Below are 15477 nucleotides of genomic sequence, written 5' to 3'. Positions count from 1 at the left end.
ATTCCCAATTTTGTGGAAAATGAGCTAAAATGATGGCCCTGAACCCCTTATAAAGGCAAATATAACTCATCTAAACAATGCCACAGGCAAAATAATCTCCCAATAATTGGCCTGGGTTATCCCGCCAAACTCCTGATCGAGCAACCGGCTATACCTCAATCCAAAACTCACAGGCTCCTGGTTCCACCACTTTGTATCAAACATCAACTCTCCTCCCACCGATCCAAAATGGAATTTCCGGCCCGTTCTGAGGCTTTTTCCCACCGTCTGGTCATAAAATACATTCATCCGCACCCGCTGAAAATAAACCAACTGCCCAAAACCCCAGTCCGGGTAAAACAGGGGAAAATGATAATTGACCCCTATTTTATACATCCTCGGGAAATTTACCGCCCGATACCCCCTGGCAAAAGGAAAATTATCGGAGAATATATATTGGTTCATGGTATCACGCTGCTGTATTGCCCCCGTTAAAACCAGGTTATGCGTGGAAGCCAGACCGGGCAAATACAATGCCCCATTTAAAAGTAATTGGTTTGCTTCAGTTTTACCCATTGCCATCCTGTATCTGCCGCCAAGGGCAATACCCCACCGGGGGAATATATGCTTTATTGCCCGTTGCGATTGGGCTGAATAGGACATACTAAGATCAAGGTAATCAACACTCGCATCCCTGAATAATCTTTTCGCTATGCCTGTCCAGCTAACCTTATTCTGATTAAAACTGGCCTGCAACAAGAGGTTTCTATAAGATTTGCCTGAAGTCAGGTTTAAAGGTAACCGTAAACCTGCGCGCCAGGAAAATTCATTCCAGGTTAAAGTAGTATCCCTGTTCAGTGCCCCCGAACGCTGCCAGGTATTCGATATTCCGATAACAGGCTGCAGGTAGGTGCTTCCTCCAATTATATCAGCACTCAATTTATGACTACCCTCATTCTCGTTATAGGTATAGGCCATTTCCGATGCATAAGTATTCAACACATTCTCGCCGTATAAAGTGAAAGAATACTCCGGACGGTCATAATAAGGCCTCCAGCTATGAATATTAAACGGTTTTGTAAACTTTTTATATGGTTTCGTTTCAAAATTTCTATCCCGGATATTTTCCGTAAAGCCGAAGCTTTGGGTTTGAAGGGTATTCCCCGTATATAAAGGAACTAATTCTTTTACCTGTGTTATTTTCTCCCATTTTGGCGCAAAGGCAGCCAGTCTGTACCCATCTGCCGTAAAAACTGAACCAACCAGCTTTTGTCTGGTTAATACCCCCTGATAAATCCCTGTAGGGTAAGTTGCCAGTCTAAATGGACCTTCCGATTGCTTTCCATCGTCAATCACTGCCCATAACTCATCACTACCATTACCTGTTGAAGTAAATAAAAGCGTATCACCCTGTATCTGCAGGTATCCAATTACACGATTTGAAGGGTTAAGTATTTTTCTCTCCGTATTGCCCCGTTCATTAAACCAACTGATGCCCATATTCCCGTTCCTTTCACGGTATATAGAATAAAAGCCTTCGTCGTTTTTCGCATAGCGTGGATAAGAATAAATTCTGTCTGGTGATGACAGCAATGTATCAGCTTCCCCGTTCAATACTTTTAATTGTACTAATGCTGCACTTCCATCAGTGCGCATGTCAACTGCCAGTATCTTTTGTAAATCGTTGGATATATCCGGAGAAAACAACCGCGTTCCAGACCTTACCAGCTTTTCTGTTTTGGTTGAAAGATCAAATATTTTCAAGGCATTGTATTCCACATTTGCCCACCGTGTATCCGGCTGATAGGAAGTATAAACAAGCTTATTCTTTTTATAGGTAAAGTAGGGGTCAATCGCAATATCCCTAACCACTATTTGCTCCCTGTTTCCGTCAGCAGATATTTTCATGAAACGGGGAACTGCGGAATTACTGTTATGCAATGCGAGTATTGAACCGTCTTCCATTAGGGTTGGATAACGATCGTTCACTACATTGTTTTTTTCAATAGCGGTGATCCATTCTGGTTCAACCGTTTCCGTTTTTTCCCACTGGGTTCTGTAATAAGATAATGCATCATCAACAAACCGGTTAAAAGAAATACCGGTATGTTTTTTAACTGCTCCCTGAAAAGGATAGAGCAATGGTTTAAACCTTGCTGCGTCGTTGGTGACTTTTTCCCACAGATCATCTCCATATTGTTTTCTGCCATAGGCTACCAGCAGATAACCCAGCTCATAATGATTGGGAACATAATGCTGCAAAGATCCATTACGCAGCTTCATATAGCTATAGGCTTTATCGGATCGATAAAGTGACCTGTAACCATTAAAAAAAGCAGGTAATTTTCCCCTCCCCTGTTTTGTGAGCAATGTTTCATTATAAACAGCATCCCCTTCAAAAAACCAGTCCGGAACACTGGCTGCATTGGCTACTGCCTGCCCCTCTTCTCCCAATATTACAGATGCCAGTTTTGAAAAACCTTTGTTGAAATTATTATACTGTTGTACATGTCTGTATTCATGTACTGCCAGGTTACTTATCCAATCGTACCCTCCAAGTTCAAAAGCATTTTGCGGAGCTGTGGTATAAAACTCACTACGATAGGGTGCCAATCCTACATAGGCATTTGAAAACAAAGTGCGATGCTGCAGCACTATATTAATTTTCCGCAACCCGCCTCCCAGACTATTTTTATTCTGCAGTTGCAACCCATGAATAATTGAGGCAATCTTTGCAGCCTGCTTTTCATTTCCGGCTGGGAAAATAATGCGTGCAGTATCCGTTTTAATCTGTCTCCATTGCTGCGAAGATGGGTTCCCTCCAAAACGCTGAGCACAGATTTTCATGGAAAAAAACAATACACATATCACTGCGCATACATACCGCATGAAACTGAATTTTATAACAAGATACATAAACCAATCATCTGATAAAGCGGATCAATGGCAAATGGCTATTAGCTATTAGCCGTTAGCTATTAGCCATTGATGCGAATAAATGGTTGAAATCTGCCAAAATGAGTAAATCATTAGAGGGGTCCTTTGACGTCATTAAAAGTAGACTCATAAGAAATTTCAGCCCTTAATCTTTTTTGGCTGCTTAGATAGAACACTGATTTATCATGATTATCATGATAAATCTGCGTTCCATTTTCTGCTCTTATGTAATTACAATCCTTGAGTCGCCTTGATAATTTTTCAGTACATAACAAAAAAAAGGGTACTGTTTTCAGCACCCTTTTCAATTGTTTATTCTTACATCGGATCTCGTGTCAAATGTATTTTAGTCATGTCTAAATAGTGATTTTGCAACTGGTGCACATAATGAACATCCGGGTGATGGCGTCTGTCTTCCCTGTACCACATTTCAATTTTTGAAAAATCATTTGGCTGGGGTGTTACCAAACGAAACGATCCTTTCATGTACTTCACCGATCCATCTTCGTTTGACTGTTTTGCAAAGCTCAGTTTTGCAAGTGCATCATCGTTAAGCGGAAGTGGATGCAAATGATCGGTGGTAAACCAAAATTCCTGTACATCAGTTTGTACGCAAACCTGTTTTTCATCACCGTTTAGGCGAACCACTTCACCCTCCCACATTTTTCCTTCATATTCCGCCATTACGTAGTCCCCGATTTTAATGTCGCTGAATTTAATCATATGGCAATTCGTTTTAGGAGCATAAGTTAAGGAATTTTTGGATTGGGGGGAAATCTGGGAGTACGGAAGTCCGGGAGTCCGAGAGTCCGAAAGAATTTTTACAAACCCATACCTCAGTGCCTCTTTGTGTCTTCAGTGGCAATCTTCACCGGACTTTCGGACATCCTGACGAAGGAAGGACGGACTCCCGGACTAATTTAATTTGCCACTGAAGACACAGAAAGGCACTGAAGGAGTTGGGTTATTTTTTGGGGGTCTTTTTTTTGAGGGCAGCTTTTTCCAGATTTTCCAGCACCCTGAACTTAACGATCATGGTAATAAGCTTTACCGGTAAAGGTTTATCCAGCGGAAATTGAATGGCCCCCTTTGAAGTAACGTACCCTTCCAGTTCCTTTTTAAAATTCGACACACCTGAAGACGATGGATAAAAACCAATATGATGCTTCATTGCAGCAAAATATACCAGGTTACCTTCCTGAAAAAAACAGGGCATCCCGTAACTGATTTTCTCCGTTGCTTTCGGTGCGGCCTTCTGCACTAGAGCACGCATCCTAATAAGTAAGGCCTGCTTCTCCGGTGGAAAATCTGCAATGTAGGCATCTATGTTTTCGTAGGCTTTCATTGAGGGGTGTGAATTGTCAATGGTGAATGGTGAATAGGAATGTTTAGATTGTAAAATACAAAAAAAATACTCCTAATTCTCTATTCACCATTCACCATTGACAATTCACACTATTCCGCCCAGCTCATCGTATAACCGGGATTTTCAATTTCCAATGCTTCCACTGTTAGTTGTAATGGATGAAAGGTATCTACCATTACGGCCAGCTCCTGTGTTTCTTTTTTTCCGATGCTTTTTTCAACGGCCCCAGGATGTGGACCGTGCGGGATTCCGGCAGGATGTAAAGTGATCATCCCCCTGGTTACATTTTTCCTGCTCATAAAATCACCATCTACATAATACAATACTTCATCGCTGTCGATATTGCTGTGATTGTAAGGAGCAGGAATTGCTTCCGGATGATAATCGTATAATCTCGGACAAAAACTACATACCACAAAATTATGCGCTTCAAATGTCTGGTGAACCGGAGGTGGTTGGTGAACCCTGCCTGTAATAGGTTCGAAATCGTGGATACTAAATGCAAAGGGATAACAGTATCCATCCCATCCTACCACATCAAAAGGATGATGTGCATAGTGTAACCCATATTGAACCCCCTTCTTTTTTGTTTTGATCAGAAAATCACCCTCCTGATCGAAAGTCAACAGATCCGTTGGTACCCTTATATCGCGTTCGCAAAACGGTGCATGTTCCAATAACTGACCGTATTTGCTTACATAACGTTTGGGGTAACGGATCGGACTAAAACTTTCTACTATGAACAACCTGTTATCAGGAGTGTCAAATGAAATCTGGTAAATGGTTCCCCTTGGAATCACCAGGTAATCTCCATATCCGAATCGAAGCTGCCCGTATTGTGTTATTAAAACACCAGTTCCTTCATGCACAAAAATCATTTCATCAGCATCTGCATTTTTATAAAAATAATCGGTCATGCTTTGTGTCGGTGCAGCAAGAACTATATGACAATCATTATTAACCAATACAGGTTTGCGACTAGTCAGGTAATCTTTTTCAGGTTTAACATTAAACCCTTCAAAACTTCTGTGCTTCAACATTTTTTCCTCGGCTACCCTTGGTTGAACATTGATGGGCTCATCTGTATGAATAATTTGCGTTGGCGGATAATGATGATAAAGCAGGGAATAATCATTACTAAAACCTTCCGTTGAGAATAATTGTTCAGAATATAATGTTCCATCAGCTTTGCGAAACTGGGTGTGACGTTTATGGGGTATAGTTCCTAAACTATGATAATGTGGCATAAAATAATCTTAAGATTAAAAAATAAAAAAACTCAGCGTTAACTCAGCATTCTCCTGTTCTCTGCGGTGATTACACTCAATCTATAACGATGAAAATCAACTCGAAAAAAGGAGAAGAGATTATTATTCTAGGAAAAAATCAATGATTTTCTACAAGAGAAAGCGAGAGTAGCAGGAAATAATATTTCCATACCCGTTTATCGATCCAATAAGTGAAATTTCGTTTAAATGGCATAGGTTGCAATCTCTCTGTGAAATTAGGAAAGTTTATGGATGAAGGAACCAAAAAATTATTCACGGCCGGACTGGTAGTTATCCAAGATCGGGAACTTTTGCGGGCATTCAGTAGTCGGAAACAGGCTTTTTATTTGCCGGGAGGTAAATTAAATCCGGGTGAAGATGCGGTGACAGCACTAATCAGGGAAGTAAAAGAAGAACTGTCTATCCATATTTTACCAGAAGAACTGCAATGGTATTGCCATATTTCAGCTCCAGCTTATGGAGAATACCCGCCACTGATGATGGAACAAGATTGCTATTTCTATTCATTAAATACCACACCGGTTGCTGATGCAGAAATAGCAGCAATTCGATTTTTCAGTTACCGTACATTCCGGGAAGAAGCCATACAGGTACCAGGTGTTGAACTGCTATTTCAACAGCTCGTTGATGACGATAAAGTAGATGCTTTATGAAAAGAATAGGTATTATCTCCGACACACACGGCTTTCTGGATGAAGCAGTATTTCATCATTTCAGTGATTGTGATGAAATATGGCACGCCGGTGATTTTGGCAATGATGCCCTGGCTGAACAACTCAGACAATTTAAACCACTTCGGGGAGTGTATGGAAATATTGATGGTCAAGATATCCGATCTCTGTATCCTGAGTTATTGATATGGAACTGCGAGGAAATAAAGGTCATGATGCTTCATATCGGCGGATATCCACCCAAATACAATACCCACTCAAAACCGCTTATTATTTCAGAGAAGCCTCAACTATTTATCAGCGGACATTCACATATCCTCAAAATTATGTTTGATGATAAGCTGCAATGCCTGCATATTAACCCCGGAGCCGCAGGAAAACAAGGCTGGCATAAAGTACGCACATTAGTAAAGCTAACTATCGATGGTAAAGACATGAAAAATTGCCAGGTGATTGAACTTGGAGGGCGGTAAACAAATTTTATCTGGCAACCGTTCATCCCTATTTAACATGCTTGTGTATGAAACAGAGGTTTATATTAGGAATTCAAATCCAAACTATTATGCTAAGCAGAATTTCAAAAAAAATATTAACAACCTTACTATTTTGTTTCCTGCTGAACTTTTTGCAGGCACAATCTCACCCTGAAGAAACGGCTATAAAAGCCTGTCTGGAGAATTACATGAGTGGTGTTGGTGATCGTGTTGAAAAAGCCTTTCATCCAACAGCTTTCATGAAATATATTGACATTAATACCGGTGAATTTAAAGATGTTCCCATCGCAGATTATATTGCCCGTGTAAAAGCTGGTTCTGGTCCGGGTAAGAGAACCATCGGAATTGAATCGCTCAATATTGAAAGTACAGCCGCCAATGCGAAAATTAAAATTGAAACAGATACGGTAATCTTATACGATTATATGAATATGCTGAAAATAAATGGAGAATGGAAAATTGTGAGCAAGATATTTTCAAGGGTAAATAAATAAATGCGACTGTCGGCATCGCTCAGGTTAAAAACGAATACGCAAATCTGTTGCTTAAAATCAGACAGTTTTAGTATCTTTTCATCACTAAAGCTGCTTATTATGTCATCCGCTATCAATCGTCGCGACCTATTAAAATTGGGTTCTTTAACAGCCCTTGGTTTAGGATTAAGTGCCCCTTCCTGGGGTTTAGGTAATGAAGAAGGTTTAATAAGAACGCCTGTTGCACCTGATGGTTTGATTAACCTTAGTTCAAACGAAAACCCTTATGGTATTTCACCTAAGGCCAGAGAGGCTTTGCTTAATGCTTTGAATGAAGCGCATCGCTATCAATACAATCATGCTCACCTTAAAAATTTCAAGAAAGAAATCGCCGAACATTATGGTGTGAATGAAAACCAGGTGCTGGTGTCGGCAGGGTCTGGCGAGGCACTTGGATTGCTCCCACGCCATTTCAGCAATGGTAAACTGGTTACTGCCAATCCTACATTTGGCATACTTCCTGCAACTGCAAAAATGCTCGGGCAAGAAGTTATAGAAGTACCATTAACCCCCGATCAAAAACATGATTTACCAGCAATGCTTAAAGCGGTTGATAATAATACTTCATTGGTATATGTCTGCAACCCGGCTAATCCGAGTAGTACTATTGTTTCTTCCGCTTCATTGAAAAATTTCTGTATAGAAGCTTCTAAAAAAGCCTATGTAGGTGTTGATGAAGCTTATATTGATTTTCTCGATGCTCCGGATAATGAGTCCATGATGCAATTGATAGAAAAACATCCGAAGGTTTTTGTTATAGGCACTTTTTCTAAGATTCATGCCATGGCTGGTTTGCGTATTGGCTGGGTAATCGGACATCCCACGCTGATCAAATCGCTTGCTGATAATTATTTTACCAGAACACAAATGTCGCTTTCCGCGCTTTCAATGAGTGCCGCGCTGGCCAGTTTGAAAGACCCGGCCTGGCTCAAACAGTGTAAAGATAAAAACGCTGCAGCAAGAGATTATGCATACAACGCCTTAAAGGCATTAAACATTGATGTGGTACGCTCCTATACCAATTTCCTCTTCTTCCCGATTCCAAATTATCAGGGCGACTTTGCCGCAGATATGCTGACAAAAAACATCTACCTGCGTTCCTCCAATTATGTACATGGCAAGTGGGCAAGGGCAAGTGTTGGCACAATGGATGAAATGAAACAATTTATTGAAGTAATGAAAACTGTGAGAGTATAACTACTCGGTTATAATGCGAATTAAGGGGATGAACGTTGTTATAGCCGTTAGCCTTTAGCTATTAGCCATTAGCCTTTAATGCGAATCAAAGGTTGAATTCTGCCAAAAATGTGAAAATTATCAATAGTGAGGTCTTTTGACTTTATTAAAGCAGGCACCTATAAAATAATAACTCCTAATCTTATTTGGCTGCTTAGATAGAACACAGATTATCATGATTTTCAGGATTTATCATGACAGATCTTGAAAATCATGATAATCTGTGTTCTATTAATAACAGGTAGTACATTAATAACAATCAATTATTTATTTAACACGCTCATTTTAAAGTATCTCCCTCTTTTATTCCAATAAAAGCAGATAGTCTAAAACCCCCCCCCCTCTCGCCCTAAGCGAGACTTACAGCTAACAGCTAATTGCTAAAGGCTAAAGGCTGTTTTCCTGCCTTTTTAAGCATCCATGAGAGGGGCAGTCCGATCATTGTAATTAAAATTAAAACAGCCCTTGCAGCATCCATCCAGTTAAATGGTTGTTGTTTTACCAAGGTGAGCGGGAGTACCAATTTATTCATTACCAGCCAGATTACTAATCCGTAGATCACACCCAGAAAAACCCACTGCACTTTGAATAATCGTAATGGTTTATAGAGTAAAAAAAAGAAAGCTGTAAATAAAAAAGCTATAGTAAAATGTAGCAACAGACCGATCCAAATACTGCCGGATTCAGGTGTATAGGCAGATTGTCCCAATACAGCTGAAGCGATAAATTTCAGTACAATAAGAGGCGATTTTCCTGTAGAGAGGTAAAATGAAATAAATGCTGCAAGTATATCGAGCAACCCTACCAAAATCCAGGCTTTGATAAATAGTTTGCCGTTTTTCATCACTATCTGTTTTTTTATTACATAAGATGTTGTTGAATACGCAATTGGAAAGCTTCCTTATACCCTGCGCTTACCGGTAGTTCTCTATTCGCTATTTCCACAGATTGTGTACCTAGCTTTTTTACATGTTGCAGGTTAATGATATATGAATTATGGATACGTACAAAATTCTCCGGCAGTGTACCGGCCATTTCTTTCATTCGCTTATAAACCAGGTGTTTTTGTTTTTCTGTATGAATACAGAGATACTCTTTGTGTGCTTCTATATACAAAATTTCATGGTATTGAATCTGTATCATTGAACGCCCGGTTTTTATAAAAAGTAGTTCCTGCTGTTTAGACTGTTGTAATTCTTTTTGCGGGGCTGGTATTATATGCAATTGGAGTTTCTGAATGGTTTGTAAAAACCTTTTGAAAGAAACCGGTTTTAAGAGGTAATCAATCACATGATAGGAAAAACTATCCAAGGCATGTTCTGCATAGGCAGTAATGAAAATAATTTTTTGGTCCCTGGGAAGTATTGCGGCCATTTCAAGTCCTGATAATGCAGGTAAATTGATGTCGAGAAATATAACATCAACCGTATTCCTTTTCAGGTAATCCAACGCTTCCAAAGCATCATAAAATTTACCTTTCAACTGAAGCATGGGCAGTTTATGAATATAGTCTTCCAACAACTGCATGGCCGGTGGCTCATCTTCAATGATCAAACAGGTAATTTTTGTGCTCATAAGGGAATGGTTAAGTTAGCAGTAAAAACGGAACCACTGTCATCGGCACCCGCACTAATTAAGCCATTTTCACCATAAAGTAATCCAAGTCTGTTTTTAAGATTAGCCAACCCTTTTCCACTTATTGATTTTTCCCTTGACGCAATCAGCCTGTTTTCCACTTTTACCTTTAACTGCTTACCGGTGTTTTGCAGATCAATCAGGATATAATTATCATCCTTTCTTTTGTCTACCCCATGTTTAAAAACATTCTCTACCAATGGAATGATGAGCATGGGTGGAATTTGAATGGATGATATATCTCCCGAAATATTCAAAGAAAGATCAAGCGGATAACGCATCCTGTCTTTCTCGAGATCGATATAATGATGTATAAAATTTAATTCTGTTTGTAAAGGAATCATTTCTTTTGGTGCCTCATCAACAAAATAGCGCATGATCTGAGAAAGTTTTTCAATCATTGCGGCTGTTACCGGAGATTCCTTCTGTGCGTAGTAGTAGATATTATTCAGTGAATTGAATAGAAAGTGAGGTTGTACCTGTGCTTTTAATAAGTTCAGTTCAGATTCAAGTTGTTTCTTTTGCAAAACCTGTTGTTCTTTTTGCAGGCGGAAATAACGCAGTGCGATATAAAAAAGTACGCTGGTAAAATATATAAGAATGCTGGACACAAAAGTGCTGAACACTGACCGGAAAGGAAATGCTTCAGGTTTTGGTGCAAAAAAAGTATTGTAAAACCACCATGAAGTACCAGCACGGTAGAATGCAACCACCAGCAATAAAACCAATACCAGGATGGTGTAAATCAGCTTTTGTTCCCGCATATAAAACTTTGGTATCAGCCATGCAGCGTTACCATATACAATCAACATATAGGAACTGATCATGATAAACGCATAACCCATCGCCTGCGGCAGTGTATCAAAATGCAATAAGGTAATTACATTGATTCCGAATAACAATATCCAGATCACCCACTGTATTTGTGCTATATCCCAGGACCGAAGAAGCTTTCGCATATACCAAAACTACAGGGAATTTACCATCAGGTAAACCCTTTCAACCAATTAATGGATTTCTTCAACAGATTGATTACATGGGCTAATTAGCTGATTGGTTTAATAAATGCGCTCACTTGTTAAAAAATGGTTTTTACAGGAACAGGATACATTGATTTTTACAAAAAAGAAACCATGAATCCATTTAGTTTATTAATCCTGGCCTTATTGCTCCCCTTTGGCAGTGTAATCGCCCAAAAATCTGATACGATTTATATAAAACCCGAAAACATCAATACCCGTGTTTTGATACAGGGCACTCATCGGTGGTTGGTATATTTTAAAATGGGTGTAGACAGTCCAAGAAAAATGTTTAATATCTGGTCGAGGAATATCGAAAGGAAACAATATAATGGCAAAAATGCCATTGTCGTAAAGCAGGAATGGGAAGACAATGACAGCATCATGCATACTACTTTATCCATTGCCGATGCAAAGGATTTTCATACGCTTTACCACGAGTCATGGTGGAAGCAAAGAGGCAGCACTAAGTTTAATTTTTTATCAGGGGAAGCCAGCATCAACGATAAACCGTTAACAGCATCCGATACCGCCATGAGGACAAAAACAATCCGCCAGGCGTTCGACAGTGCTTTAAATCAATATACACTTAACTGGCACCTCGACCTGGAAGTGTTTCCCCTACTGCCTTACAAGGCAAACCGCACATTCATGATTAACTTTTATGATCCCGGATCAAGCAAACCAAAATGGGTACCTTATACCGTAACAGGAAGTGGAAAATTACCAGGACTTGATGGCAAAGAAGCTGATTGCTGGTTGCTCGAACATTCAGACCCCAGTTTCAATAACAAAGAAGTATTCTGGGTGAGTAAGCAAACAAAAGAAGTTTTAAAACTGGAACAACAGTTTGGAAAGAGATTCAGGTATAAAATCAAGCTGCCGTTTTCTTTATAATTTGAAAATTTGAAAATGTGTTAATTTGAAAATTAAGTGAGCAGTATACTTCTTTCATTTTCAAATTAACACATTTTCAAATTTTCAAATTACCTACATCCCCGGCATCAACCCTCTTGCGATTGATGCATCACGGAATGGCCATGGAATTACTGCGAGAATAATCAGTAAGGCTATTAATAAGAAAAAGAAGGCTTTTTTATACTTTACTATATCTGCCACCTGTTTTTTAGCCATACCATGTGCACGGGTAATAAGTATAATAGCGAGTATCATTCCCAATGGATGTTCTACCCAATAAAACCGATAAAATTTGTCTTTCATAATACTCACACCTTCTGGCAGTGTAGTGGTATAAACGCCATAGCGGCCAGCAAGCCACTGGTATAGTCCTAACAGCAACGTAATATGGGCTGCTATCATGGTAAATAACCATACTTTTTTATCTGCAGGAGAAAATACTTTTTTCTGTTGCCATCCAGTCCAGGCTTTGGCAATTGATACCAACAGCAAAATAAGTATTACCCAGCGAAGCAGGTTATGTAAGTGAAGTAGTCCGGTTTCCATCTGTTTTGATTTTTTGTTAGTGCAAGATAGGGACTGTAGTCCATAGTCCATAGACCATAGTCCATGGACCTGAGCAGAATTTTACTATGGACTATGGACCATGGACTATGGTCTACGCTCCCGCACCATCTCAAACAAGAGCTCTGGCTCATTGGTTGTAATAAAATCAAAGTGATTATCGAGTGCCCATTGCAGATCTTCTTTTGAGTTTACTGTCCAGGCATTGAGTAGTATGCCTAATTTTTTGGCGCTGGTAATCCAATCAGGATTTTTTCTGAATACACTGAAATGATAATCTGCACCTGCCACTCCTAATGCTTTAAGCTCTTCCGGTGATTTATCTCCATTAAGGTATTGAGTGGGTGCTGTTGGTTCCAGTTCAAGGATTCGGGTAAGGATCCCTAAATCGAAACTGATATAAGTAGTAGCATTAGCAGCTTTATGTGCCTGTACCTGTCTCCAGGCTTTCTCCGCTACAATTCTGCCTCTTTCTTTGCTGACATTAGATGGTTTAATTTCTAAAACCAGGCGGGTACTTGTGTTGTTTTTAAGTCCTTCAGACAAATATTCATGAAGCGTAGGTATTTTTTCTCCATTCGATAGTGTAAACTGAAGCAGGTCGGCATATTTTGTTTGTTCAATTGGAAGTTCATGAAATTTAGGATCATGGTTCACCACCAGTGAATCATCTGCAGTCATCCAAACATCAAATTCAGAACCGGTGCATTTCATAGAAATAGCGTTTCGGAGTCCTGCCAATGAATTCTCGGGCAAAGCTTTTGCCTTGAATGCCCCACGATGTGCCACTACCTGGTTAGCTGCGAAGGTCATTTTCTTTTCATTTTTTTGTGCAATACCCGAAATCGTCATAATGGTAAAGAGCGAGAATAATACCCGTTTCATATCGTTCTGAATTTAAGATGCTCAAATGTAGTAAAGCTGAAGCAGCTTAAAAATGAAGATTTCGTGAACAGGGAAACAAAAAAGCGGATCAAGATTGACCCGCTTTAAAAAATGGACTTTTCATAGTAAAATTATTTCACCCAATCAGCGATGAAAAGGTTGGTATCTCGGGTGCCCCCATTATTTCTGTTAGAAGCAAAGATTATTTTTTTGCCATTTGGACTAAACATCGGAAATGCGTCAAAGCCTTTATCGCGACTTATTTTTTCCAATCCGTTTCCATTCAGATCAGTCAGGTACATATTGAATGGAAATCCTCTTTTGTATTCGTGGTTACTGCAGAACAATATGTTCTTGCTATCCGGTGTAAAATTAGGAGCCCAGTTAGCCTGTCCGAGATTGGTGATTTGTTTTGCATCCGATCCATCTGCATTGGCTACCCATACTTCCATATTGGTTGGAGCTACCATGCCTTCCGCCAGTAATTCTTTATACTCCTTTATTTCTGCTTCTGTTTTAGGTCTGCTTGCACGCCATACAATCTTCTTTCCATCAGGACTAAACCAGGCGCCTCCATCGTAGCCGAGCATATTGGTAATTCTTTTTTCTTTTCCTGTGGCTAGGTCCATGATGTATAGTTCCAGGTCGCCATCTTTATCACTGCAATAAATCATTTTCTTACCATCGGGCGACAGCGTTGCTTCAGCGTCATAGCCTTTTGCGTTGGTCAGTTGCTTTACGATTTTACCACTGGTATCGGCCATGAAAATATCATAGCTGCTGTAGAGAGGCCATATATAACGGTTACCATATTTCGCACGATCAGGGGTTGGTGGGCAATCAGGACTACCTAAATGGGTAGATGCATAGATGATGTGTTTGCCATCGGGCAGAAAATAAGCACAGGTGGTTCTTCCCTTTCCGGTACTTACCAGTTTAGGGGTAAATTTTTCTCCAGGCTTGGTTGGTACTTTACCAATATATATCTGGTCGCAGGGTATCCCTTCTTTTGCATAAGTTTTCTGAAAAATGACATACTTACCATCATAACTCCAGTAAGCTTCTGCATTATCGCCTCCAAAAGTTAATTGCTGTACATTTTTAAAATGCTTTTCACCATCGAAGTGTACAGTATCGCTTGACGTGTTCTGTGCCAGACAATTCGTAAGGACTAATAATGAAAGGGTAGATAGAAATAGTTTGCTCATAGTTAAAAATCTGCCGCAAAAGTATTCAGAATCAGCCGCTTGAATTGTCAAAGAATTGTCATAGGAAATTGGTAAGTAAATGAATTTGGCAAAATGCTTCAAGCGGCAAGCTGCAGGCTACAAGCTTTGATGGGTGCTTATTATGGACTTTCTGCTTTTAATGGAATAAATGAGGGGATTACGAATAAGATCATTTAAACTCAGCAGGTAAATAAATAAGTGATTCCTCCAAATGCGCTATCTGCTATTAATAGAATACGGATTTTCATGATTTTCAAGATTTATCATGATAGATCTTGAAAATCATGAAAATCCGTGTTCCATCCTACCTGTAGCTAAATTTACCTGGATAGTAATGATTGCAAGCTTTAGGCATTGATTGGCGGTAAAAGAAGATTTTTACGACCTGGTTTTAATGGATTTCCCATCGCAATTTCCATCAAAAAACAGGCAATTCTAATTCGCACATTATCAAGGATTTACACGAACCATCAACACATCATCAACACATCAAAAACATATCACAACACAAATTTGTGTTTTTAAGTGTTGATGCATTGTTATTACCCTGTAGGTATATGGGGGAAAACCCTAAGAAATTTACAAGCCCGCTTAATGTATACAGTACTTTCCGGGGGAAAAACAGCTATTAGCCATTAGCTGTTAGCCATTGCTGTCCGGGGAAAATTTGCTAGCATCTTCTGAGCCACAGGCTACATGCCACAAGCTGCAAGCAATTAGTA

15 protein-coding genes are annotated in these 15477 nt (G+C 39.6%); 5 read left to right on the top strand and 10 right to left on the bottom strand.

Features of this window, described 5'->3' with window-relative positions:
- Nucleotides 1-66 precede the first annotated feature (66 nt).
- The 4 genes from ACH30E_RS05210 to ACH30E_RS05195 form a co-directional block, all read right to left on the bottom strand.
- Nucleotides 67-2868 (bottom strand): hypothetical protein, encoded by a 2802-nt coding sequence (locus ACH30E_RS05210; protein ID WP_490823942.1) that lies wholly within the window; start codon nucleotides 2866-2868, stop codon nucleotides 67-69.
- A 366-nt stretch (nucleotides 2869-3234) separates the two neighbouring features.
- Nucleotides 3235-3639 (bottom strand): hypothetical protein, encoded by a 405-nt coding sequence (locus ACH30E_RS05205; protein ID WP_294992655.1) that lies wholly within the window; start codon nucleotides 3637-3639, stop codon nucleotides 3235-3237.
- Between the two features lie 241 nt (nucleotides 3640-3880).
- The gene (locus ACH30E_RS05200) at nucleotides 3881-4261 is read right to left on the bottom strand and encodes an iron chaperone (RefSeq protein WP_294992657.1); all 381 of its coding nucleotides are present in this window, start codon (nucleotides 4259-4261) and stop codon (nucleotides 3881-3883) included.
- A gap of 110 nt (nucleotides 4262-4371) precedes the next feature.
- Complete coding sequence (locus ACH30E_RS05195) at nucleotides 4372-5529, bottom strand: homogentisate 1,2-dioxygenase (protein ID WP_294992660.1); 1158 nt, start codon at nucleotides 5527-5529, stop codon at nucleotides 4372-4374.
- Nucleotides 5530-5798: 269 nt separating this feature from the next.
- Between ACH30E_RS05195 and ACH30E_RS05190 the strand changes: the two genes are divergently transcribed.
- The 4 genes from ACH30E_RS05190 to ACH30E_RS05175 all read left to right on the top strand — a co-directional run bounded on the left by ACH30E_RS05190 (nucleotide 5799) and on the right by ACH30E_RS05175 (nucleotide 8466).
- The gene (locus ACH30E_RS05190; protein WP_490823941.1) at nucleotides 5799-6224 is read left to right on the top strand and encodes an NUDIX hydrolase; all 426 of its coding nucleotides are present in this window, start codon (nucleotides 5799-5801) and stop codon (nucleotides 6222-6224) included.
- Nucleotides 6221-6715 carry a metallophosphoesterase family protein gene (locus ACH30E_RS05185; protein ID WP_294992665.1) on the top strand — a complete coding sequence of 165 codons (495 nt, stop codon included), beginning with the start codon at nucleotides 6221-6223 and terminating at the stop codon, nucleotides 6713-6715. Before ACH30E_RS05190 ends, ACH30E_RS05185 begins: the two co-directional genes overlap by 4 nt.
- 89 nt (nucleotides 6716-6804) lie before the next feature.
- Nucleotides 6805-7230 (top strand): nuclear transport factor 2 family protein, encoded by a 426-nt coding sequence (locus ACH30E_RS05180; protein WP_490823940.1) that lies wholly within the window; start codon nucleotides 6805-6807, stop codon nucleotides 7228-7230.
- 99 nt (nucleotides 7231-7329) lie between these two features.
- Nucleotides 7330-8466 carry a pyridoxal phosphate-dependent aminotransferase gene (locus ACH30E_RS05175; protein ID WP_490823939.1) on the top strand — a complete coding sequence of 379 codons (1137 nt, stop codon included), beginning with the start codon at nucleotides 7330-7332 and terminating at the stop codon, nucleotides 8464-8466.
- Nucleotides 8467-8878: 412 nt separating this feature from the next.
- Here the strand turns inward: ACH30E_RS05175 and ACH30E_RS05170 are convergent, their stop codons facing one another.
- From ACH30E_RS05170 to ACH30E_RS05160, 3 genes are read right to left on the bottom strand one after another with little or no spacing between them, the layout of a single operon-like run.
- Complete coding sequence (locus tag ACH30E_RS05170) at nucleotides 8879-9349, bottom strand: hypothetical protein (RefSeq protein WP_490823938.1); 471 nt, start codon at nucleotides 9347-9349, stop codon at nucleotides 8879-8881.
- Between the two features lie 17 nt (nucleotides 9350-9366).
- The gene (locus ACH30E_RS05165) at nucleotides 9367-10080 is read right to left on the bottom strand and encodes a LytR/AlgR family response regulator transcription factor (RefSeq protein ID WP_490823937.1); all 714 of its coding nucleotides are present in this window, start codon (nucleotides 10078-10080) and stop codon (nucleotides 9367-9369) included.
- Complete coding sequence (locus ACH30E_RS05160) at nucleotides 10077-11099, bottom strand: sensor histidine kinase (RefSeq protein ID WP_490823936.1); 1023 nt, start codon at nucleotides 11097-11099, stop codon at nucleotides 10077-10079. Before ACH30E_RS05160 ends, ACH30E_RS05165 begins: the two co-directional genes overlap by 4 nt.
- Before the next feature lie 174 nt (nucleotides 11100-11273).
- On the opposite strand from ACH30E_RS05160, the gene ACH30E_RS05155 reads away from it, so the two are divergent.
- Nucleotides 11274-12056, top strand: a complete 783-nt coding sequence (locus ACH30E_RS05155) for a DUF3108 domain-containing protein (RefSeq protein WP_490823935.1) — start codon at nucleotides 11274-11276, stop codon at nucleotides 12054-12056.
- Nucleotides 12057-12149: 93 nt separating this feature from the next.
- Here the strand turns inward: ACH30E_RS05155 and ACH30E_RS05150 are convergent, their stop codons facing one another.
- The 3 genes from ACH30E_RS05150 to ACH30E_RS05140 all read right to left on the bottom strand — a co-directional run bounded on the left by ACH30E_RS05150 (nucleotide 12150) and on the right by ACH30E_RS05140 (nucleotide 14734).
- Nucleotides 12150-12623 (bottom strand): hypothetical protein, encoded by a 474-nt coding sequence (locus ACH30E_RS05150; RefSeq protein ID WP_294994042.1) that lies wholly within the window; start codon nucleotides 12621-12623, stop codon nucleotides 12150-12152.
- Nucleotides 12624-12728: 105 nt separating this feature from the next.
- Nucleotides 12729-13526 carry a glycerophosphodiester phosphodiesterase gene (locus ACH30E_RS05145; RefSeq protein WP_490823934.1) on the bottom strand — a complete coding sequence of 266 codons (798 nt, stop codon included), beginning with the start codon at nucleotides 13524-13526 and terminating at the stop codon, nucleotides 12729-12731.
- 131 nt (nucleotides 13527-13657) lie between these two features.
- Nucleotides 13658-14734, bottom strand: coding sequence for a TolB family protein (locus tag ACH30E_RS05140; RefSeq protein WP_294994036.1), 1077 nt, complete (start codon nucleotides 14732-14734; stop codon nucleotides 13658-13660).
- Between the last annotated feature and the right edge of the window lie 743 nt (nucleotides 14735-15477).

This window comes from Sediminibacterium sp. FW305-C-61, assembly GCF_058231065.1.
Note: the sequence above shows the minus strand (reverse complement) of the source record. Positions and strands in the feature narration are given on the sequence as shown.

Bases quoted from the DNA above. Each gene is read 5' to 3' on its own strand.
- ACH30E_RS05210 (WP_490823942.1), bottom strand. From the start codon at position 2,868: ATGCGGTATGTATGCGCAGTGATATGTGTATTGTTTTTTTCCATGAAA.
- ACH30E_RS05205 (WP_294992655.1), bottom strand. From the start codon at position 3,639: ATGATTAAATTCAGCGACATTAAAATCGGGGACTACGTAATGGCGGAA.
- ACH30E_RS05200 (WP_294992657.1), bottom strand. From the start codon at position 4,261: ATGAAAGCCTACGAAAACATAGATGCCTACATTGCAGATTTTCCACCG.
- ACH30E_RS05195 (WP_294992660.1), bottom strand. From the start codon at position 5,529: ATGCCACATTATCATAGTTTAGGAACTATACCCCATAAACGTCACACC.
- ACH30E_RS05190 (WP_490823941.1), top strand. From the start codon at position 5,799: ATGGATGAAGGAACCAAAAAATTATTCACGGCCGGACTGGTAGTTATC.
- ACH30E_RS05185 (WP_294992665.1), top strand. From the start codon at position 6,221: ATGAAAAGAATAGGTATTATCTCCGACACACACGGCTTTCTGGATGAA.
- ACH30E_RS05180 (WP_490823940.1), top strand. From the start codon at position 6,805: ATGCTAAGCAGAATTTCAAAAAAAATATTAACAACCTTACTATTTTGT.
- ACH30E_RS05175 (WP_490823939.1), top strand. From the start codon at position 7,330: ATGTCATCCGCTATCAATCGTCGCGACCTATTAAAATTGGGTTCTTTA.
- ACH30E_RS05170 (WP_490823938.1), bottom strand. From the start codon at position 9,349: ATGAAAAACGGCAAACTATTTATCAAAGCCTGGATTTTGGTAGGGTTG.
- ACH30E_RS05165 (WP_490823937.1), bottom strand. From the start codon at position 10,080: ATGAGCACAAAAATTACCTGTTTGATCATTGAAGATGAGCCACCGGCC.
- ACH30E_RS05160 (WP_490823936.1), bottom strand. From the start codon at position 11,099: ATGCGAAAGCTTCTTCGGTCCTGGGATATAGCACAAATACAGTGGGTG.
- ACH30E_RS05155 (WP_490823935.1), top strand. From the start codon at position 11,274: ATGAATCCATTTAGTTTATTAATCCTGGCCTTATTGCTCCCCTTTGGC.
- ACH30E_RS05150 (WP_294994042.1), bottom strand. From the start codon at position 12,623: ATGGAAACCGGACTACTTCACTTACATAACCTGCTTCGCTGGGTAATA.
- ACH30E_RS05145 (WP_490823934.1), bottom strand. From the start codon at position 13,526: ATGAAACGGGTATTATTCTCGCTCTTTACCATTATGACGATTTCGGGT.
- ACH30E_RS05140 (WP_294994036.1), bottom strand. From the start codon at position 14,734: ATGAGCAAACTATTTCTATCTACCCTTTCATTATTAGTCCTTACGAAT.